Origin of the sequence: Paraburkholderia phenazinium (assembly GCF_900100735.1) — a bacterium.
GTDB lineage: Bacteria > Pseudomonadota > Gammaproteobacteria > Burkholderiales > Burkholderiaceae > Paraburkholderia > Paraburkholderia phenazinia.
Genome location: NZ_FNCJ01000024.1, coordinates 42,165 through 59,174, shown reverse-complemented (window position 1 = coordinate 59,174; position 17,010 = coordinate 42,165). Strand labels below are relative to the sequence as shown.

Sequence of the window (17,010 nt, the reverse complement as noted above, 5' to 3'; positions counted from 1 at the left end):
GCTTCACAAGCCGAACCCCAGGTGCCGCTTGCCATGGAAACACGCGCTGCGGCGCCTCGCCGGCTGATTATCGCGATCACCGGCGCGACCGGCGCCATCTACGGCATCCGCCTGCTTGAAACACTACGCAGGCTGGGTGGCGTGGAAACCCATTTGCTGATCTCCAGCGCCGGTTGGCTCAATATCCAGCACGAACTCCAGTTGGGCAAAGAAGACGTGCATCCGCTCGCGGATGTCGTCCACTCGGTGCGCGACGTGGGCGCGAGCATCGCGTCCGGCTCGTTTGCGACCGACGGCATGATCGTCGCGCCCTGCTCCATGAAGACCCTCGCGAGCGTCGCCCACGGCCTGTCGGACAATCTGATCACCCGCGCCGCCGACGTCACGCTCAAGGAACGCCGCCGCCTCGTGCTGATGGTGCGCGAAACACCGTTCAATCTCGCGCATCTGCGCAATATGACCGCCGTCACCGAAATGGGCGGCATAGTCTTTCCACCCTTGCCGGCCTTCTACAACCAGCCCGCTTCGATCGACGAGATGGTCGATCACACGGTCGCCCGCGTGCTGGATCTGTTTGCGCTCGGCCCGGCGCTCTCACCCGCGTGGCCGGGGCTGCGCGACGCGTCGGCGGAATAGGCCAACGGCGCTGCATACAGCACACGCGCCGATTCACAACACCTGCGACGCAATCAAATCCAGTTTGGACCGTTTATCAAACGGCAGTACGACCTTATATTGGTAGCAACCCAACCTACCTGGCGCATTTGCTGCGCACTTCGCTGCCATGACCCGTTTGCCGTCGCTTTTCCTGTCCCACGGCGCCCCGACGCTGCCGATCGACCCTGCGATGCCGTCCGCCGAATTCGGCGCGCTTGCGGCCCACTTGCCGCGTCCGGAAGCGATTCTGATGTTGTCGGCCCACTGGGGTACTGCCGAGCCGCTCGCGAGCACCGCTGAACGCCCGGAGACCATCCACGATTTCTACGGCTTTCCACGCCAGTTGTACGAGATCCAGTACCCCGCTCCAGGTGCACCGGATGTCGCACGACGGGCCGCCGTGCTGCTCAACGACCACGGGCTGCTCGCCGACACCCAACCGCACGGACTCGATCACGGCGCGTGGGTGCCGATGCTGCTGATGTTCCCGCACGCCGACGTGCCGGTCGCCCAGTTGTCGATCCAGCCGCATCAGGACGCCGCCCACCACTTCCGCGTGGGCCGCGCGCTGCGGGCGCTGAAAGACGACGGCGTGATGGTGATCGGCTCCGGCCAGATCACCCACAATCTGCGCGCCGCCGATTTTTCGGCGCGCCCGGAAGACGCCGACCCGCGCGTCACGGAATTCACCGACTGGTTCGAAGCCAGGCTGGCGGCGCACGATATCGACGCGCTGCTCGACTATCGCCGTCAGGCGCCGCACGCGGTGCTGATGCACCCGACCGACGAGCATCTGCTGCCGGTGTTCGCGGCGCTCGGCGCGGCGGACGACGACTACACGCTGGCGATCCAGTCCTTGGGGACATACCAGAAGTCGCTGGCGATGACGAACTACGTATTCGGCACCGCATAAACGAGCCGAATAGGCGGCCCGCCCAGGAGAGCCGCCCCGCGCACATAACAAAAAGGCCCGCCTGAGCAACTCAGGCGGGCCTTTTAACGTCCCGGACCGACAACAGCAACGTCCGGGTCAGGATTCAGCAGCGCGACCGGTTAGTGCGCGCCCATTCCTTCGAGCACTTCGTCGTGAACATCACGTTCATCGAGGTATTCGCTGCGATAACCGGAATTCACACCCCAGTAGTAGAAAACCAGCGAGAAGACGGCCACCGTCAGCATGTCCCAGCCGTACGGCAGGATGCCATGGCCACCGAACTGCTTGCTGCCGATCAGCGAGAGGATCGCCATAATCGGCAGGTAGGCCACCAGCCACCATGCCGCCTTCAGGTCGCGGCCCCAGCCGCTGAAGCCCGACTTTGCCTGGAAGTAGAAGTACACCGGCAGCGCGACGATCATCAGGAGGATGATCTCGCCGGTCAGCGGCCACTTCGCCCAGAACAGCACCATCGACGCACAAACGAATGCGAACGGCGCAATGATCTTCATGCCCGGAATGTGCAACGGACGCTCCAGATCGGTAGCCGCACGGCGCAGCGCCATCAGGCTGATCGGGCCCGTCAGGTACGAAATCACGGTCGCGACCGAAATCACCGCAGCAAGCGAGCTCCAGCCGCGGAAGAAGAACAGGAAGATGAACGAAACCAGCAGGTTGAACCACATCGCCTGACGCGGCACGCCGTAGATCGGGTGCACGTTGCCGAACATCTTCGGCATCGTGTTGTTGCGTTCCATCGCGTAGATCATGCGGCTCGTGGTCGCCATATAGGTCGTACCCGTGCCGCTCGGGCTAACGAACGCGTCGACGTACAGCAGGAACGCCAGCCAGTTCAGGTTCAGTGCGAGCGCCAGTTCAGCGAACGGCGAAGCAAAGCTGAAGTGGCTCCAGCCCTTCATCACGTCAGCCGGGTTCACCGCGCCGATATACGCGATCTGCAGCAGCACGTAGATCACCAGCGCCAGCAGGATCGAGCCGATCACCGCGAACGGCACGCTCTTCGCGGGGTTACGCGCTTCGCCAGCCAGGTTGATCGGGCTCTGGAAGCCGTTGAACGCAAACACGATACCGCTCGTCGCCACAGCCGTGAAGACCGCCGACCAGCCATACGGCGCGAACGTGCTCGCCTCGCCGAAGTTCTCGTGGTGAAAACCGGTGGCCATCAGACCAGCGATCGTCGCAGCGGGAATCAGAAACTTGAAGACCGTGATTGTCGTATTGGCGCGCGCGAACAACTTCACGCCCCAGTAGTTGAGCATGAAATAGATAATGACCAGGACCGCCGAGAGTAATAACCCGTTTGTGGTTAATGACCCGTTGACGAACAAGGCATGCGCCCATGGATACGGCCAGGTGCTCATGTATTGAATCGAAGCTTCTGCTTCGATCGGAATCACCGAGACGATGGCGATCCAGTTGGCCCACGCGCTGATGAAGCCCACCAGCGCGCCGTGCGAATAGCGCGCGTAGCGCACCATGCCGCCCGACTCAGGGAACATCGCGCCGAGCTCCGCATAGGTGAGCGCAATCGCCAGAATCACCACCGCGCCGATTACCCAGGCGCAAATGGCTGCGGGACCTGCAATTTTTGCTGCCTTCCACGCACCGAACAGCCAGCCCGATCCGATGATCGAACCGAGACCGGTCAGCAACAGCGCGAACGGGCCGATGTTCCGTTGAATAGAACTTTTCACGTCTTCTCCTGTGTCGACCGAAGTTAGCGCTTTAGTTGTGGAGCAGAGTTCGCGCTTCAGCTGTCGGACGGAGTTCGCGCTTTAGCGCGTTACTCTGTCCCCATGCAAAGCTCGTTACTCTGGTCCCATGCAAAGCACTTACTCCGGTCCCATGCAAGCTGCATCTCAAAAACATGGCGGCACCGCGGCAATGCTTATGACGCAGGAGACGGGGTGACGGCCATGATGGGCTAGGGCTTATAGTCTGAATCAGGTGCAACCCTAGCGCGGCGCGTAGTTTAACGGTTGCACCGAAAGAATGCAGTGAAGCTAGGGTTATCCCTAGCAAGAAATTAAAGGGTCCGCAAGTTTTGTAGGCTCCTACTTCGCCTGACCCCAAAAAGCTTGTAAAGATTTGCTGAGACAGTTGACCTTCTCTCGAAATCGCCGTATAACGTTCGGGCAGGATTTCAAGCGGCGAGTGAATTGGTCTTTCGTAGTTCGCCCATCAACGGTACTCCGGTTGGTCCCATTACCCCCTTCCTTGATTTTCATGCACCCAACGGGCTTCGGCCTTATTTACCATCTTTAGGAACAAGTAATATGGAAACCGGTACCGTCAAGTGGTTCAATGACGCAAAGGGCTTTGGCTTCATCACTCCCGACGGCGGCGGTGAAGATCTGTTCGCGCATTTCTCGGAAATCCGCACGGAAGGCTTCAAGACGCTGCAAGAAAACCAAAAGGTTACGTTTGAAGTGAAGACGGGCCCGAAGGGCAAGCAAGCAGCTAACATCAAGCCGGTGTAAGCGCACGCTTCCTTCTGGACGCAAAGAAAAACCCCGCCAAGGCGGGGTTTTTTTACGTCTGATGAAAATGCCGGTGGATGGGTTGGCGGCAAGCGCGGTCCGGCAACCATCCGCGGGCGAGCACAAACACCCGCACGCAGATAGATACGCCGTCAGCCGCCTGGTTGTTTAGCCGAACAGACGCCGCGCGTGAATGCCAAGACCGGTGGCCACGCTGGCGAGACGATCGCCGAATACAGGCCGCGCGTCCGGAAACGCCGCCGACAAGGCGCCGGACAGAAACGCGAGCCCGGTTGAGCCGCCGGTGAAGTAAATCGCGCCCACGTCGCGGGGCGCTACGCCGGCAGCCTGCACCGTATCCCGCGCCGCCTGCACGATGCGCAGGGTCTCATCGTGCCCGGCCTTGATCAGTTGGGCTTCGTCGAAGGCGAGGCGCAAGTGCTCTTCCACCAGCTCCAGATCGATCACCGTCTCGCCGCCTGCCGCGACACCGATCTTCGCCTCTTCCGCGTGCGCGGCCAGCGCATGCCCCAGGCGCCGGTCAACGACCCGCATCAGGCGGTCGTGGTGCTTCACGTTGGTAAACAGGTGCCGCATTAGCGCCAGTTCGCTGACCCGCTTGGGGCCGTAGACGGTATTGATCAAGTGCCAGGTAGCGAGGTCGAAATAGACCCGGTTCGGAATCTCGCGCCCTTCCGGATCCAGCGCCTGGTAGCCCAGCTCGCGCAGGATCGTCGCGAGTTCCACGCGGCGGTCGAAGTCCGTACCGGCGACGTGCACGCCGTGGTGCGCGAGCACGTCGTCCTTGCGTTCGACCCGCTTCATCCGCTCCGGCCCGACCCGCACCAGTGAGAAGTCCGACGTACCGCCGCCAATGTCGGCCACCAGCACGAGCCCTTCTTCGCTCAGATGCGACTCGTAGTCGAACGCCGCGGCGATCGGTTCGTACTGGAAGTGAATCTCGCGCAAGCCCACGGAACGCGCCGCGGCTTCCAGCTGCTGTTGCGCAAGCTGGTCGGCGCGCGGATCATCGTCCACAAAGAACACCGGGCGGCCCAGCACCGCGCGGCTGATCGGGCCGCCGGCGCTCGCTTCGGCCGAGCGCTTCAGGTGATCGACGAAAATCGCGATCACGTCGGTGTACTTGATCGCCGAGCCGTCGCCGAGGTCGGTCGAATTTTCCGCCAGCGGTGAGCCGAGAATGCTCTTCATCGAGCGCATCAGACGGCCATCAAAGCCGTCGATATACGCCTCGAGCGCCGCACGGCCGTAGTCGCGGGTGTTTTCGTCGGTGTTGAAAAAGACTGCGGTGGGCAGCGTCGTGTAGGCACCTTCGACCGGCGCAAGCCGCAGCGCCGCGCCGTCGGGCACGGCGACGGCAGAGTTCGATGTGCCAAAGTCAATCGCGCAATAGGTCATGGCAATAAATCGCCGCTCACGGCTGGCGCGGACAGAAAGTGGACCGGCTTTGTATCACGAAAGCGCGGCGGGTATCAACTGAAGTTCCGGCAACGGATCGCCTGATGCCAGGCGATCCGAAAGAAACGAGAAAACCTGCGCTGACTTGGGGGAACGGAAATTGCTCATCCGCACAGGATACGCCATTCAAATTTCCCCACATAAGGAGACTTGCCGCAATGTCCGAGCCCGCCACCACAGCAGTACAGGAAAAACCGCGTACCGTGATCGAAACCGATCTGCCTACGCGGCTCGACCGCCTGCCGTGGGGACGGTTTCATTCGCTGATCGTCGTCGCACTCGGCGTGACCTGGCTCCTCGACGGCCTAGAGGTGACGCTGGCGGGCGCCGTCGCCAGCGCGCTGAAAGCGAGCCCGACGCTGCACTTCAGCAATACCGAGGTCGGCCTGACCGGCAGCGCCTACATCGCCGGAGCGGTGCTCGGCGCGCTCGGCTTCGGCTGGCTCACCGACCGGCTAGGCCGCCGCAAGCTTTTCTTCATCACGCTGACGCTCTATCTGGCAGCCACTGCGGCCACCGCGCTGTCTTGGAATCTGGCGAGCTTTCTATTGTTCCGCTTCCTGACTGGTGCAGGCATCGGCGGCGAGTATACGGCGATCAATTCCACGATCCAGGAATTCACCCCGGCGCGCGTGCGCGGCTGGACCGATCTTGGTATCAACGGCACGTTCTGGGTCGGTGCCGGGATCGGCGCAGCCGGCTCGCTGGTGCTGCTCGATCCGCACCTGCTGCCCGCCGACTGGGGCTGGCGGGCGTGCTTCTTCATCGGCGCGGTGCTCGCGCTAGCGATCCTGCCGATGCGCGCCTGGGTGCCTGAAAGTCCGCGCTGGCTCCTGACGCACGGCGGCGCACACGAGGCGACTACCATCGTCGAACGGATCGAAGCGCGGTTTCGCGACACCGGCCATCGTTTAACGGATGATTCATTGCGGCGCCTGCGTCTGCGTACCCGTGACCACACGCCGCTTGGTGAAGTGTTCCACGCGATCTTCATCTTGCACCGGCGCCGCGCAATGGTGGGCCTGTCGCTGATGACCGCGCAGGCGTTCTTCTACAACGCGATCTTCTTCACCTACGCGCTGGTACTCACCGATTTCTATCACGTACCGGGCGATCATATCGGCTGGTATCTGCTGCCGTTCGCGTTGGGAAATTTTCTTGGGCCACTACTGCTGGGGCGTCTGTTCGACGTAGTCGGCCGACGCCGGATGATTGCCGCCACGTACGCCCTATCCGGCATTTTGCTCACCATCAGCGGCTATCTGTTCGAACAGAATCTACTCGACGTCACCACCCAGACCATTGCGTGGATGGTGATTTTCTTCTTCGCTTCGGCGGCTGCCAGCTCTGCGTATCTGACGGTAAGCGAATCGTTCCCGCTGGAAATCCGCGCGCTGGCGATCGCCGTGTTCTACGCGTTCGGCACGGCGCTCGGCGGCATCGCTGGACCGGCGTTTTTCGGTCGTCTGATCGACACGCATCAGCGCAGCGAGGTGTTCACCGGCTATCTGGTCGGCTCGGCACTGATGGTCGGAGCGGCGTTAGTTGCCGCGATCTGGGGCGTCGACGCGGAGCGAAAATCGCTCGAAAGCGTCGCCGCGCCCCTCTCGGCGCTGGCACAGGACGAGTGAACTCGAGGCGGCGGTGATCTGCACCCGCTGGTGAAGGTCCGGTCGCGTGAACATCAGTCATCCTTATCGCTTTTGATTGCGTGCAGGGCCTGCACTGTCCTGCCGTCAAGGACACAGCATTGCGATTTTCGCGGGTACACGCCTTGCGCGATTGCAGATACTGTTGATCCTAATCTGAGACCGTTCCCAAACCGATCAACCCGTACCGCTATGATGTCTTACCAGCAACTGCTAGACCAGCGCGCCCAGCTCGAAGCCGATATCGCCGCCGCACGCGCCGCCGAGCGACGGGCCGCAATCGCACAGATTCGCCGCCTCATGAGCGAACACCACATTGCCTCACATGAAATATTGCCGCGGCGCGCGGCCCGGCGGGCTCGACTGCTGGAAGGAGAGGTGCTGTACCAGGACCCGGTCAGCGGCGCCACGTGGGCGGGACGGGGCCGACCGCCGCGCTGGCTGGCCGGCAGGGAGCGTGAGCTATATCGGGTGAATCTCGAATCGCAAGACAGTAGAGAGGGCCGCTAGTCCCGCGCCTCATGGTTGCCGCGAACGGCGTAGCGGATTCGGACGGCGGCACGGGTCAAGCGCAATAAAAAACGCGCGGCCTTCGCGGACCGCGCGTTGTTATCCAGCCGGCGAGGCCGCTGGCCGATGCGCCAGCGGATCAGTCGCCCGCCTATCCCAAGAACGGCTTCTTCCACGCACCGCTGAAGGCGATCTCGCCGAGCGGCAAACGCGTGCGCACCGACTTCTCGCGCTCGCGCAGCACCGGGTCGAGCTTGTCGACCTCGCCATAGTGGCCAATCGAAATCATGGCGATCACTTCGACGTCGTCGGGAATCGCAAACGCTTTGCGGAATGCATTGATATCCACGCCGCTCATCTGGTGCGCAGCGAGCCCCAGCGCGTGGGCCTGCAACACCAGCGCCATCGCGGCCGCACCTGCATCGTAAGACGCACAGCGGTTCACTTCACCCTTGCTGGTGAGCGTGTGCGTGGTGACGGCGATCAACACCGGCGCCGGCGCATTCCAGCCCTGATTGAACGGCACAAGCGTAGCGAAAGCGCGCTTGAACGAAATCTCGTCGCTGCTGCGATCGAACACGACAAAACGCCACGGCTGGCCGTTGTACGACGAAGGCGCCCAGCGGGCCGCTTCAAGAACCGCATGCAGGTGTTCGCGGCTGACCGGCTCGCTCGAATACGCGCGCGGGCTCCAGCGGCCTGCAATCAGTTCGTGAATGGGAACTGCGGTTGGGGCGGGTTTGTTGGTCATGCGCTTCTCTCAGTCGAAATTCATGATCGGCGGGCGGCTGCCCGGGGCACATAGCATAACCGGGCTTCGCCGCGCGCGCTGCGAAAGAGACGCATAAACACATTCGCCTAGACCGTCTGCGGCGCGACCGTCCGCTCGCCGCGGTTGATACGCAGCACGATCACCGAAGCGACGAGGCACAAGCCGCCCGAGATCATCGACGCCACCGTATAGGTGCCGAGGCTCGCGCGCAGCATGCCCGCCCCCAATGCCGCGAAAGCCGCGCCGAGCTGGTGCCCGGCGACCACCCAGCCGAATACGACCGGCGCGGCTTCCTTGCCGTAGACATCAGTGGCGAGACGCACGGTGGGCGGCACGGTGGCGATCCAGTCGAGCCCGTAGAACACCGCGAACAGCGGCAGCCCGAAGAAGTCGATGCCGAACGCATGCGGCAAGTACATCAACGAGAGGCCTCGCAGCCCGTAGTACCAGAACAGCAATACGCGGCTATTGAAGCGGTCCGACAGCCAGCCCGACAAGGTCGTGCCGAACAGGTCGAAGATGCCCATGGCGGCCAGCAACGACGCGCCCTGCACTTCGCTCATGCCGTAGTCACCGCACATGGCGATCAGGTGCGTGCCGACATAGCCGTTGGTGCTCGCGCCGCAAATAAAGAAGCTAAAAAACAGCAGCCAGAAATCGCGTGTCTTGCTGGCCATGGCCAGCGTGCCGAATGCGATGGCCAGAGGATTCTGCTTCGTGACCGCGCGGTGGAGCGGCGAGTCGGAGGGTTCGCCGTACGGACGCAGCGTCAGATCGGCAGGACGCTCGGGCAGCAGGAACGCCACCAGTGGCAGAACGATCGCCGCCGCACCCGCCACGACCCAGACCACCGGGCGCCAGCCATGATGCTCGGCAATCGCCGCTAGCAACGGCAGGAATACGAGCTGGCCGGTCGCCGAACTGGCGGTGAGAATGCCCATCACCAGGCCACGATGCGTGGTGAACCAGCGATTCACCACCGTCGCCGACAGCGACAGCGCCGCCACCCCGGTCGAGCCCCCCACCATGACGCCCCAGATCAGGATCATCTGCCACGGGTGCGTCATCAGCGACGACAGCGCCACACCGCCCGCCATCGTGCCGAGTGCGATCAGCACGGTCGGGCGCACCCCGAAGCGCTGCATCGCCGCCGCGGCAAACGGCCCCATCAGGCCGTAGAGCGCGATATTCACCGAGATGGCAAGCGAGATCGTCGCCCGGCTCCAGCCGAACTGATGTTCAAGCGGCACCATCATCACGCTCGGCGTAGCGCGCGTGCCCGCCGCTGCCAGCAATACCAGGAACACCACCGCTACGGTCAGCCAGCCGTAGTGGAAACGACCGCCGATTATTCTCGCTGCCCAGTTCATTGGATCTCCAGTCGGCGCCCGTCCGTCAGACGGCGCTGCTTCGGTTTGTTACGCGTTTGGTAAAGGACTTGTGACAGATCTGTCACAATGGTGTTGCGATGTTAGTGACTGACCGGTAACATGTCAAGCATCGACAATCGAACGTGGGACCACCATGTCACAAAGCGACACAGCCAAGCCGGCCGCACCCGGCCGCCGCAGCCGCACGCAGACCGCCGGGCCACAAGCCCAGGAGCATCTGCTGCAGGCCGCGGGCGAACTGTTCTACCGCGAAGGCGTGCGGGCCGTGGGAGTGGACGCCGTCGTCGAGCGGGCGGGCGTCAACAAGATGAGCCTGTACCGGCAGTTTTCGTCGAAAGACGACCTCGTACTGGCGTATCTGGAGCGCAAGGACACGCAATTTTTCGGCTACGTCGAAAAGAGCTTCGCAAAGCACCCTGGCGAGCCCGCCAAACAGCTTTTGCAGTACTTCGAGGATCTGGCCGAGCGCGCCTCGGCCAAGGACTATCGCGGTTGTCCGTTTGTGAATGTCGCGGTGGAGTTTCCCGATGCCTCGCATGCGGCACGGCAGTTTGTGTTCGGCAACAAGGCTCGCCTGATCGAGCGAATCACGGCGCTCGCCACGCAGGCCGGCGCCGATGATCCGGTCGCCTTGGCCAACGCGCTCGGGTTGTTGATCGAAGGCGTGTACGCCGCGAGCCAGACCTGCGGTCCAGGTTGCGGCCCAATTCTGGCCGCACCGCGGGTAGCCGCGCAATTGATTGCTGCAGCCTGCGCGAAGACCGCGGCCGGCGCCTAAGCGCCCTTCATGGCCGCAGCGGCGCCGGACCAGCACCGCGCCGCTTTCTGGTCAGAGAAGCGTGTGAACATCAACCGCGGGTCACACCGGCGCCCGTAAAATGGCGCTTTCGGTCCCTTGCCCTGCCATGCCGCCGTCCACCGATTCCCACGCCACTATCCTCTCGTCGACCCGCCACTGGCTGACCCGTGCGGTCATCGGCCTGAACCTCTGCCCGTTCGCCAAGGCCGTGCACGTGAAGGGGCAGATCCGCTACGCGATCAGCGAGGCGACCGATCTGGAAGGCGTGCTGATGGATCTCGAGACGGAATTGAAAACGCTCGAGCAGGCCGACCCGGCCGAGATCGACACCACACTGCTGATCCTGCCGCACGCGCTCGCCGACTTCCTCGAATACAACGACTGTCTGTTTTTCGCAGACCGCATGCTCGCGCAATTGCGTCTTGAAGGCGAATTGCAGATCGCGAGCTTTCATCCGCAGTACCGGTTCGAAGGCAGCGAGGCGGACGACATCGAGAACTACACGAATCGCGCCCCGTATCCGATCCTGCATTTACTGCGCGAGGCGAGCATCGAGCGCGCGGTGGAGGCGTTTCCCGACGCCGAGGATATCTACGAGCGCAATCAGGAAACGCTGCGCCGGCTGGGGTTAGCCGGCTGGCAGAAGTGGATGAGCGCGCCAACCGAAGAATGATGCACGGTGGCGACTTTCGTCATTCCACCTGACACAAACCCTCAAGCCTCCACAAAGAAGCGCTCGCGCAACTCAGCAATCCCGAGCGTCTCCATCACCTCATTGAGCCGTTCCGCCGGACGGCGGCGCGGCAGATCCTTGTATTGGGCAATGATGAGTTCGTTCTTCATCGAATGCTCCCAGCCCACCAGTTCTGTCACGCTCACCTGATAGCCGTGCGCCTCGAGCTGCAGACAGCGCAGCACGTTGGTGATCTGGCTGCCGAATTCCCGCGTGTGCAGCGGGTGGCGCCAGATCTCCGTCAACGCATTGCCAAGCGACTTGCTCTTGTTCTGGCGCAGCACCCCGGCCACCTCGGCCTGACAGCACGGCACCACCACGATGTACTTCGCATGCTTTTGCAGGGCGAAGCGAATCGCGTCGTCGGTCGCGGTATTGCACGCGTGCAGCGCGGTGACGATATCGATCTTCGCCGGCAAACGGTCTGACGAAATCGACTCCGCCACCGACAGATTCAGAAACGACATCCCCTTGAAGCCCAGCCGCGCCGCCAGCGCCTCCGAACTCGTCACGAGCTCTTCGCGCGTCTCGATACCGTAGATGTGCGATTTATCCTGCTGCTCCTTGAAAAACAGGTCATACAGGATAAAACCAAGATAAGACTTGCCGGCGCCGTGGTCGACAAGAGTCAGGTCGCCTTGGCTTTCTTTCAGATCTTTCAGCAACGGCTCGATGAACTGGAACAGGTGATAGACCTGCTTCAGCTTGCGGCGGCTGTCCTGATTCATCTTGCCGTCGCGCGTGAGGATATGGAGTTCCTTCAGCAGTTCGACCGATTGATTGGGGCGAATTTCGTGAGTTTTGCTGGACATCGTACGGACCGCCATCGATTGCACGGCGAACGTGCGACAGGCGACGGAAAAAGAGAAAAGTTGCTGCCAGTTTACCCAAAGCGCGGCACAAGTACCGATTCATTGCCGCCGACGACGCGCGAATCGCGCTTTCCTGGAACGCTTCCTGCTCTGAAATTAGTGCGCGAAGCGAAGCAAAACGGGACGAGACACGCGCAGCAAGCGAGGCATGCAGCCCGAGCCCCTGTGGCAGGCCGCATGGAGAACAAAGACACACTGCCGGCTACCAGGTCGATCAGGCCAACCGCAAGCGTGTGGGGAGGTCGGACCGGAACACGGGTCCGAACGTTACGTAACCTGCAGTGCGCCGCGATCTTAACTGGAAGCGCGCTCAGAAGAACATGAGGCGGCAATGGATACGATACCCAACGGCAACGCCGAACAGAAGTTTCAGGAACTGTTGACCAAGCTGATGGCCACGCCCGCGTGGACCGAAAAACAGCAACTCGAGCTGGAAATGGCGCGCGACATCTCCGTCGAGATGCTGCGCCTTGCCGAGCTGATGCGCGACGGCAGCATCGACCTCGAGACCTGTCTCACGATGCTCAAGTATGCGAAGGTACTCGACTTCGTGATGACCACGCTCGCCTCGCGGCGCGATATCAAGCCGCAAACGCTGCGCGTGATCTTCAAGCTCGCCGGGCTCAAGGTCGACGAGGAGTATCCGGGCTGACGCTCTAGCGCTCAGGAAGCGACGCGTGGTCACGTCGCTTCCGCCACGGCCGCACGGCGTACCGATACTACCGGTGCGTCACGCGTGCGGCGCTTCGACCGGCGGCGTCCCATCGCGGAACAGCGTCTTCAACTGTGAACGCAGTTCCGGAGAGTCCGCGTGTTTGTGAACCGTAACGGCGTGCTGCACAGCCGCCTCGAGCAGCTCGCCTTCGGAGTCGGCTGACAGCGCAACCGAGCAACCCATTTCGCTCGGGAACTCTCGGCAGTCGATGTACTTGCGAGTCATGACAGTCTCCTCAGATCAATGGCAACAATGAAAGCGCGCAAACCGCCAGCGTCGAACATGGTGCCGATCGACGGGTGTGCATGAGGGTCCGGAGGAATGTGCGCGGCGAAAGGACGCTAGGACACGTCCATTGGAAGGGATTCGAAAAGTATAGGTCGCGCATGTGGATTGCATAGCGCGATTGCGGCTGATAAGTGCAGGTGTGACCCGCACCGGACCGCACGCCACACCCAGCAGACCATCCGGGTTTGCCGCACAGCGCCGTGCGGTGTGAAAATAGCGGGCTTTGCGCCGCCGGCCGTGGCAATCTGGCCGCGAACGCCGCTGTTCTCCCGCTCACGCCCTCACTCGAATACACCGCATGCCCACCCTGCCTGATTCCGCTTGCGTCGCCGTAATCGGCGGCGGCCCCGCCGGCCTGATGGCCGCCGAGGCGCTGGCCGCCCGGCACGGCTTGCGCGTCGACGTCTACGACGCCATGCCGTCGGTCGGACGCAAATTTCTGATGGCCGGCAAAGGCGGCATGAACATCACGCATTCGGAACCACTTGAGCCGTTCCTCGGCCGCTACGGCGCGCGGTGCGAGCAGATTGCGCCGCTGCTCGACGCGTTCGGCCCGGATGCGTTGCGAGCGTGGCTGCAGGACTTGGGCGTCGAGACCTTCGTCGGCAGTTCAGGCCGTGTGTTCCCCACCGACATGAAAGCGGCGCCGATGCTGCGTGCCTGGCTGCATCGGCTGAAGGAAGCCGGCGTGCGCTTTCACATGCGGCACAGATGGGTGGGCTGGGACGGCGGGGATGCGACGAACGCCGCGAACGGAGGGGACCAAAAGGACGAAGGCGCCGCTCGACACCCCGCGCAGCAGGCACTGCGTTTCATGACGCCCAATGGCGAGCAGCAGGTGCACGCCGACGCCGTGGTGTTCGCGCTGGGTGGTGGAAGCTGGCCGCGCCTCGGGTCAGACGCAGCATGGGTGCCGTTGATGAGCGAGCGCGACGTGCCGGTTGCGCCGCTCGTCCCGGCGAACTGCGGGTTCGACGCGAACTGGAGCGACTATTTCCGCGAGCGCTTCGCCGGACAACCGGTGAAGCCGGTGGCAATCGCCTTGACCGCTAAAGACGGCGGCGTGCAGCACCGGCAAGGTGAGTTTGTCGTCACCGAATCGGGTATCGAGGGAAGTCTGGTGTATGCGCTGTCGGCGCCGATTCGCGAGCGGATCCTGGCAGACGGCGAGGCCACGATCACGCTCGACCTGGCGCCCGGGCTCACGGTGCAACGCGTGCTGGACGAAGTCACCCGGCCCCGCGGCTCACGCTCGATGTCGAGCCATCTGCAAAGCCGCATCAGCCTTGGTGGGGTGAAGCTCGGGTTGCTGCACGAAGCGCTCTCGAAAGCGGCGTTTGCCGATGCGACGCTGCTCGCACAAACGATCAAGGCGCTGCCTTTGAAACTCCTGCGCACGCGGCCAATTGAAGAAGCGATCAGTAGCGCAGGCGGCGTTCCCTTCGAGACGCTTGATGCGAGCCTGATGATCGAGCATCTGCCTGGCGTGTTCTGCGCTGGCGAAATGCTCGATTGGGAAGCGCCGACCGGAGGGTATCTGCTAACCGCGTGCTTTGCGAGCGGGCTGGTCGCCGGGCGCGGGGCGCTGGCCTGGCTAGCCGAAACTGCCGGACGCTGAGCGCCCGTTCGCCGTCAGACCATCATGGAGGCCCTCAGCGCGCCTTCAGGCGCCACAACGACGTCACTTCAGCGACGCGCGCGGCATGCAGCGGATCGGTTTCATCCGACGACTTCGGATGGCGCGGACGAATATCTTCGCGACCGACCACCGTAAGCCCGGCCTTCTCAATCGCGTCGAGCAGAAACTGACGGGTGCGCAAACCCAGATGCTCAGCGAAATCCGACAGGATCAACCAGCCTTCGCCACCCGGCGACAGATGCTCCGCGAGCCCGTTCAGGAAGCCGAGCAGCATGCGGCTGTCGTTGTCGTAGATGGCGTATTCGATCGGCGACGCCGGCCGCGCCGGCACCCACGGCGGGTTACAGACCACGAGCGGCGCGCGGCCTTCCGGGAACAGATCGGCCTCGACGACATCAACCTGCTGGGCGAAGCCGAGACGCTCGAGATTCTCGCGCGCACAAGCCAGCGCACGCGGATCCTGGTCGGACGCGACGATTTTCTTCACGCCGCGTTTGGCCAGCAAGGCAGCGAGCACGCCCGTGCCGGTGCCGATATCGAAGGCCTTGTTCAGCGACGGCAGCGGCGTGCGCGCGACCAGATCGACATACTCGCCGCGCACTGGCGAGAACACGCCGTAGTGCGGGTGAATGCGCTCGCCGAGCACGGGAATCTCCACGCCCTTCTTGCGCCACTCATGAGCGCCGATCAGACCAAGCAGTTCGCGCAACGACACCACCGACACCTCGTCGGACGGCGGACCGTACGTCTCCGCGCAAGCCTCTGCCACTTCCGGCGCGCGGCGCAACGGGATTGCGTAGGCAGCGTCGAGCGGGATCAGGATCATACCCAGCGTACGGGCACGCTGCGACTGCGCCTGGCGATGGAAATTGAAGGCATCGATCAGCGTCTCGGCCTGCTTGCGCGGCTTGCGTTCGACGCGGCGCGTCACTGCCTGCAACAGCTGGCGGGCGTTCTGGAAGTCGCCCTGCCACAAGAGCGCCGTGCCTTCACAGGCGAGGCGATAGGCGGTATCGGCCGTGGTGCGGTCATCGGCCACGATCACTCGCTTGGGCGGCGGCACCGCCGCTTCGGAGCGCCAGCGCGCGGTGCGCGGGCCGTCGGCCTCGGGCCAGGTAATGGTCGGCGCCTGAGTGGGGTGTTGCGTAGGGTGTTGGGTCATTGAGCGAGGTGGGGATTCGATATGACAGGGATATCGAATAGACGTACATGGTAACTGATGGGGCCGCCCAGGTGCGGGCAGCTAGTAGCAGTATGGTTCTTCTTGGCTTATAATAGCGCGCTGCTTTCGCCCCCTTAGCTCATTTGGTAGAGCACTTGACTTGTAATCATGAGGTGGTCTGTTCGAATCAGACAGGGGGCACCAGAAATACGACGGGCTACGTGATGTTTGCGTAGCCCGTTTTCTTTTTGCATCGGACCAAAAGCCAAAGCTTAGGCGCGCACGGAAATAAAAAACGGGCTACGCAACCATCGCGTAACCCGCTTCATCCCACTGGCGTTAGCTTGCAGCCTCAAGTCACTTGACGACCTTCAAGTGCCCGCGACCGCCGCCCTTCGACCCATCGTCATCCGGAGGCGGCGTCTCATCCGCATCCTCAGCCTTCGCGGCGGCAACAGGCTCAGCCTCAACCGCCCTCGGCCCAGTGCCGCCGGCCTTCACCGGCGCGACCGGTTCATCCACGGCATCCGCCCCGGAATCCGTCGCCTCGCCGCCCGCCGATTCGACCGGGAACGCCATCCCCTGGCCATTCTCACGCGCGTAGATCGCCAGTACATTGGCGACCGGCACTTCGATCTTGTGCGACTTGCCCGAAAACCGTGCGCTGAACTCGACCCACTCGTTGCCCATCTGTAACTGGCTGGTCGCCTCGAAACTGATGTTCAACACGATTTCGTTGTCCCGCACGAACTGGCGAGGCACCCGCGTCTGATTGTCGACCCGTACCGCGATGTGCGGCGTATAACCGTTATCCGTGCACCACTCGTACAGCGCGCGCAGCAGGTAAGGCTTCGTGGAAATCTCTTGCATCAACAGTCCTCTTACTGGGCAAGACGCCGCGCAGCGGCG

General features: G+C 62.8%; 17 protein-coding genes and 1 tRNA gene. 10 read left to right on the top strand and 8 right to left on the bottom strand.

All coding sequences use genetic code 11. The features are described from left to right. The first annotated feature begins 33 nt into the window (after window positions 1-33). Window positions 34-636, top strand: coding sequence for a UbiX family flavin prenyltransferase (locus BLQ92_RS34340; protein WP_090693707.1), 603 nt, complete (start codon window positions 34-36; stop codon window positions 634-636). 148 nt (window positions 637-784) lie between these two features. Continuing rightward, window positions 785-1,570, top strand: a complete 786-nt coding sequence (locus BLQ92_RS34335) for a DODA-type extradiol aromatic ring-opening family dioxygenase (RefSeq protein ID WP_090693704.1) — start codon at window positions 785-787, stop codon at window positions 1,568-1,570. A gap of 140 nt (window positions 1,571-1,710) precedes the next feature. Here BLQ92_RS34335 and BLQ92_RS34330 read toward each other — a convergent pair whose 3' ends face one another. Continuing rightward, on the bottom strand, window positions 1,711-3,306 hold the full coding sequence (locus BLQ92_RS34330) for an APC family permease (protein ID WP_090693700.1): 1,596 nt from the start codon (window positions 3,304-3,306) through the stop codon (window positions 1,711-1,713). Between the two features lie 582 nt (window positions 3,307-3,888). Between BLQ92_RS34330 and BLQ92_RS34325 the strand changes: the two genes are divergently transcribed. Next, window positions 3,889-4,092: a cold-shock protein gene (locus BLQ92_RS34325; RefSeq protein WP_007180251.1), complete on the top strand. Its 204-nt coding sequence runs from the start codon at window positions 3,889-3,891 to the stop codon at window positions 4,090-4,092. Between the two features lie 168 nt (window positions 4,093-4,260). Here the strand turns inward: BLQ92_RS34325 and BLQ92_RS34320 are convergent, their stop codons facing one another. Beyond that, window positions 4,261-5,511, bottom strand: coding sequence for an Hsp70 family protein (locus tag BLQ92_RS34320; protein ID WP_090693696.1), 1,251 nt, complete (start codon window positions 5,509-5,511; stop codon window positions 4,261-4,263). 218 nt (window positions 5,512-5,729) lie between these two features. On the opposite strand from BLQ92_RS34320, the gene BLQ92_RS34315 reads away from it, so the two are divergent. After that, window positions 5,730-7,202 (top strand): MFS transporter, encoded by a 1,473-nt coding sequence (locus BLQ92_RS34315; protein WP_090693692.1) that lies wholly within the window; start codon window positions 5,730-5,732, stop codon window positions 7,200-7,202. A 210-nt stretch (window positions 7,203-7,412) separates the two neighbouring features. Then, the gene (locus tag BLQ92_RS34310) at window positions 7,413-7,730 is read left to right on the top strand and encodes an H-NS family nucleoid-associated regulatory protein (RefSeq protein ID WP_090693688.1); all 318 of its coding nucleotides are present in this window, start codon (window positions 7,413-7,415) and stop codon (window positions 7,728-7,730) included. Window positions 7,731-7,881: 151 nt separating this feature from the next. Here BLQ92_RS34310 and BLQ92_RS34305 read toward each other — a convergent pair whose 3' ends face one another. Together BLQ92_RS34305 and BLQ92_RS34300 are read right to left on the bottom strand one after the other, a co-directional pair. Continuing rightward, window positions 7,882-8,481, bottom strand: coding sequence for a nitroreductase family protein (locus tag BLQ92_RS34305; RefSeq protein ID WP_090693685.1), 600 nt, complete (start codon window positions 8,479-8,481; stop codon window positions 7,882-7,884). A 107-nt stretch (window positions 8,482-8,588) separates the two neighbouring features. Further along, on the bottom strand, window positions 8,589-9,872 hold the full coding sequence (locus BLQ92_RS34300) for an MFS transporter (protein WP_090693680.1): 1,284 nt from the start codon (window positions 9,870-9,872) through the stop codon (window positions 8,589-8,591). A gap of 154 nt (window positions 9,873-10,026) precedes the next feature. On the opposite strand from BLQ92_RS34300, the gene BLQ92_RS34295 reads away from it, so the two are divergent. Both BLQ92_RS34295 and BLQ92_RS34290 read left to right on the top strand, forming a co-directional pair. Then, window positions 10,027-10,671 (top strand): TetR/AcrR family transcriptional regulator, encoded by a 645-nt coding sequence (locus BLQ92_RS34295; protein ID WP_090693677.1) that lies wholly within the window; start codon window positions 10,027-10,029, stop codon window positions 10,669-10,671. A 127-nt stretch (window positions 10,672-10,798) separates the two neighbouring features. After that, entirely contained in the window at window positions 10,799-11,365 is a 567-nt protein-coding gene (locus BLQ92_RS34290; protein ID WP_090693672.1) for a DUF1415 domain-containing protein, read from the top strand. A 41-nt stretch (window positions 11,366-11,406) separates the two neighbouring features. Here the strand turns inward: BLQ92_RS34290 and BLQ92_RS34285 are convergent, their stop codons facing one another. Continuing rightward, window positions 11,407-12,237: a class I SAM-dependent methyltransferase gene (locus BLQ92_RS34285; protein WP_090693668.1), complete on the bottom strand. Its 831-nt coding sequence runs from the start codon at window positions 12,235-12,237 to the stop codon at window positions 11,407-11,409. 391 nt (window positions 12,238-12,628) lie between these two features. Between BLQ92_RS34285 and BLQ92_RS34280 the strand changes: the two genes are divergently transcribed. Continuing rightward, complete coding sequence (locus tag BLQ92_RS34280; protein WP_090693664.1) at window positions 12,629-12,949, top strand: type II toxin-antitoxin system HicA family toxin; 321 nt, start codon at window positions 12,629-12,631, stop codon at window positions 12,947-12,949. A 78-nt stretch (window positions 12,950-13,027) separates the two neighbouring features. On the opposite strand, the gene BLQ92_RS34275 is transcribed toward BLQ92_RS34280, so the two are convergent. Beyond that, window positions 13,028-13,237 carry a DUF1059 domain-containing protein gene (locus BLQ92_RS34275; protein ID WP_090693660.1) on the bottom strand — a complete coding sequence of 70 codons (210 nt, stop codon included), beginning with the start codon at window positions 13,235-13,237 and terminating at the stop codon, window positions 13,028-13,030. A 361-nt stretch (window positions 13,238-13,598) separates the two neighbouring features. Between BLQ92_RS34275 and BLQ92_RS34270 the strand changes: the two genes are divergently transcribed. Beyond that, the gene (locus tag BLQ92_RS34270; RefSeq protein ID WP_090693655.1) at window positions 13,599-14,918 is read left to right on the top strand and encodes a TIGR03862 family flavoprotein; all 1,320 of its coding nucleotides are present in this window, start codon (window positions 13,599-13,601) and stop codon (window positions 14,916-14,918) included. Between the two features lie 34 nt (window positions 14,919-14,952). Here the strand turns inward: BLQ92_RS34270 and BLQ92_RS34265 are convergent, their stop codons facing one another. Beyond that, on the bottom strand, window positions 14,953-16,101 hold the full coding sequence (locus tag BLQ92_RS34265) for a methyltransferase (protein ID WP_090693651.1): 1,149 nt from the start codon (window positions 16,099-16,101) through the stop codon (window positions 14,953-14,955). A gap of 128 nt (window positions 16,102-16,229) precedes the next feature. Here BLQ92_RS34265 and BLQ92_RS34260 point away from each other — a divergent pair. After that, a tRNA-Thr gene (locus BLQ92_RS34260) sits at window positions 16,230-16,305 on the top strand. 153 nt (window positions 16,306-16,458) lie between these two features. Here the strand turns inward: BLQ92_RS34260 and BLQ92_RS34255 are convergent. Then, entirely contained in the window at window positions 16,459-16,971 is a 513-nt protein-coding gene (locus tag BLQ92_RS34255) for a ClpXP protease specificity-enhancing factor (protein WP_090693647.1), read from the bottom strand. Between the last annotated feature and the right edge of the window lie 39 nt (window positions 16,972-17,010).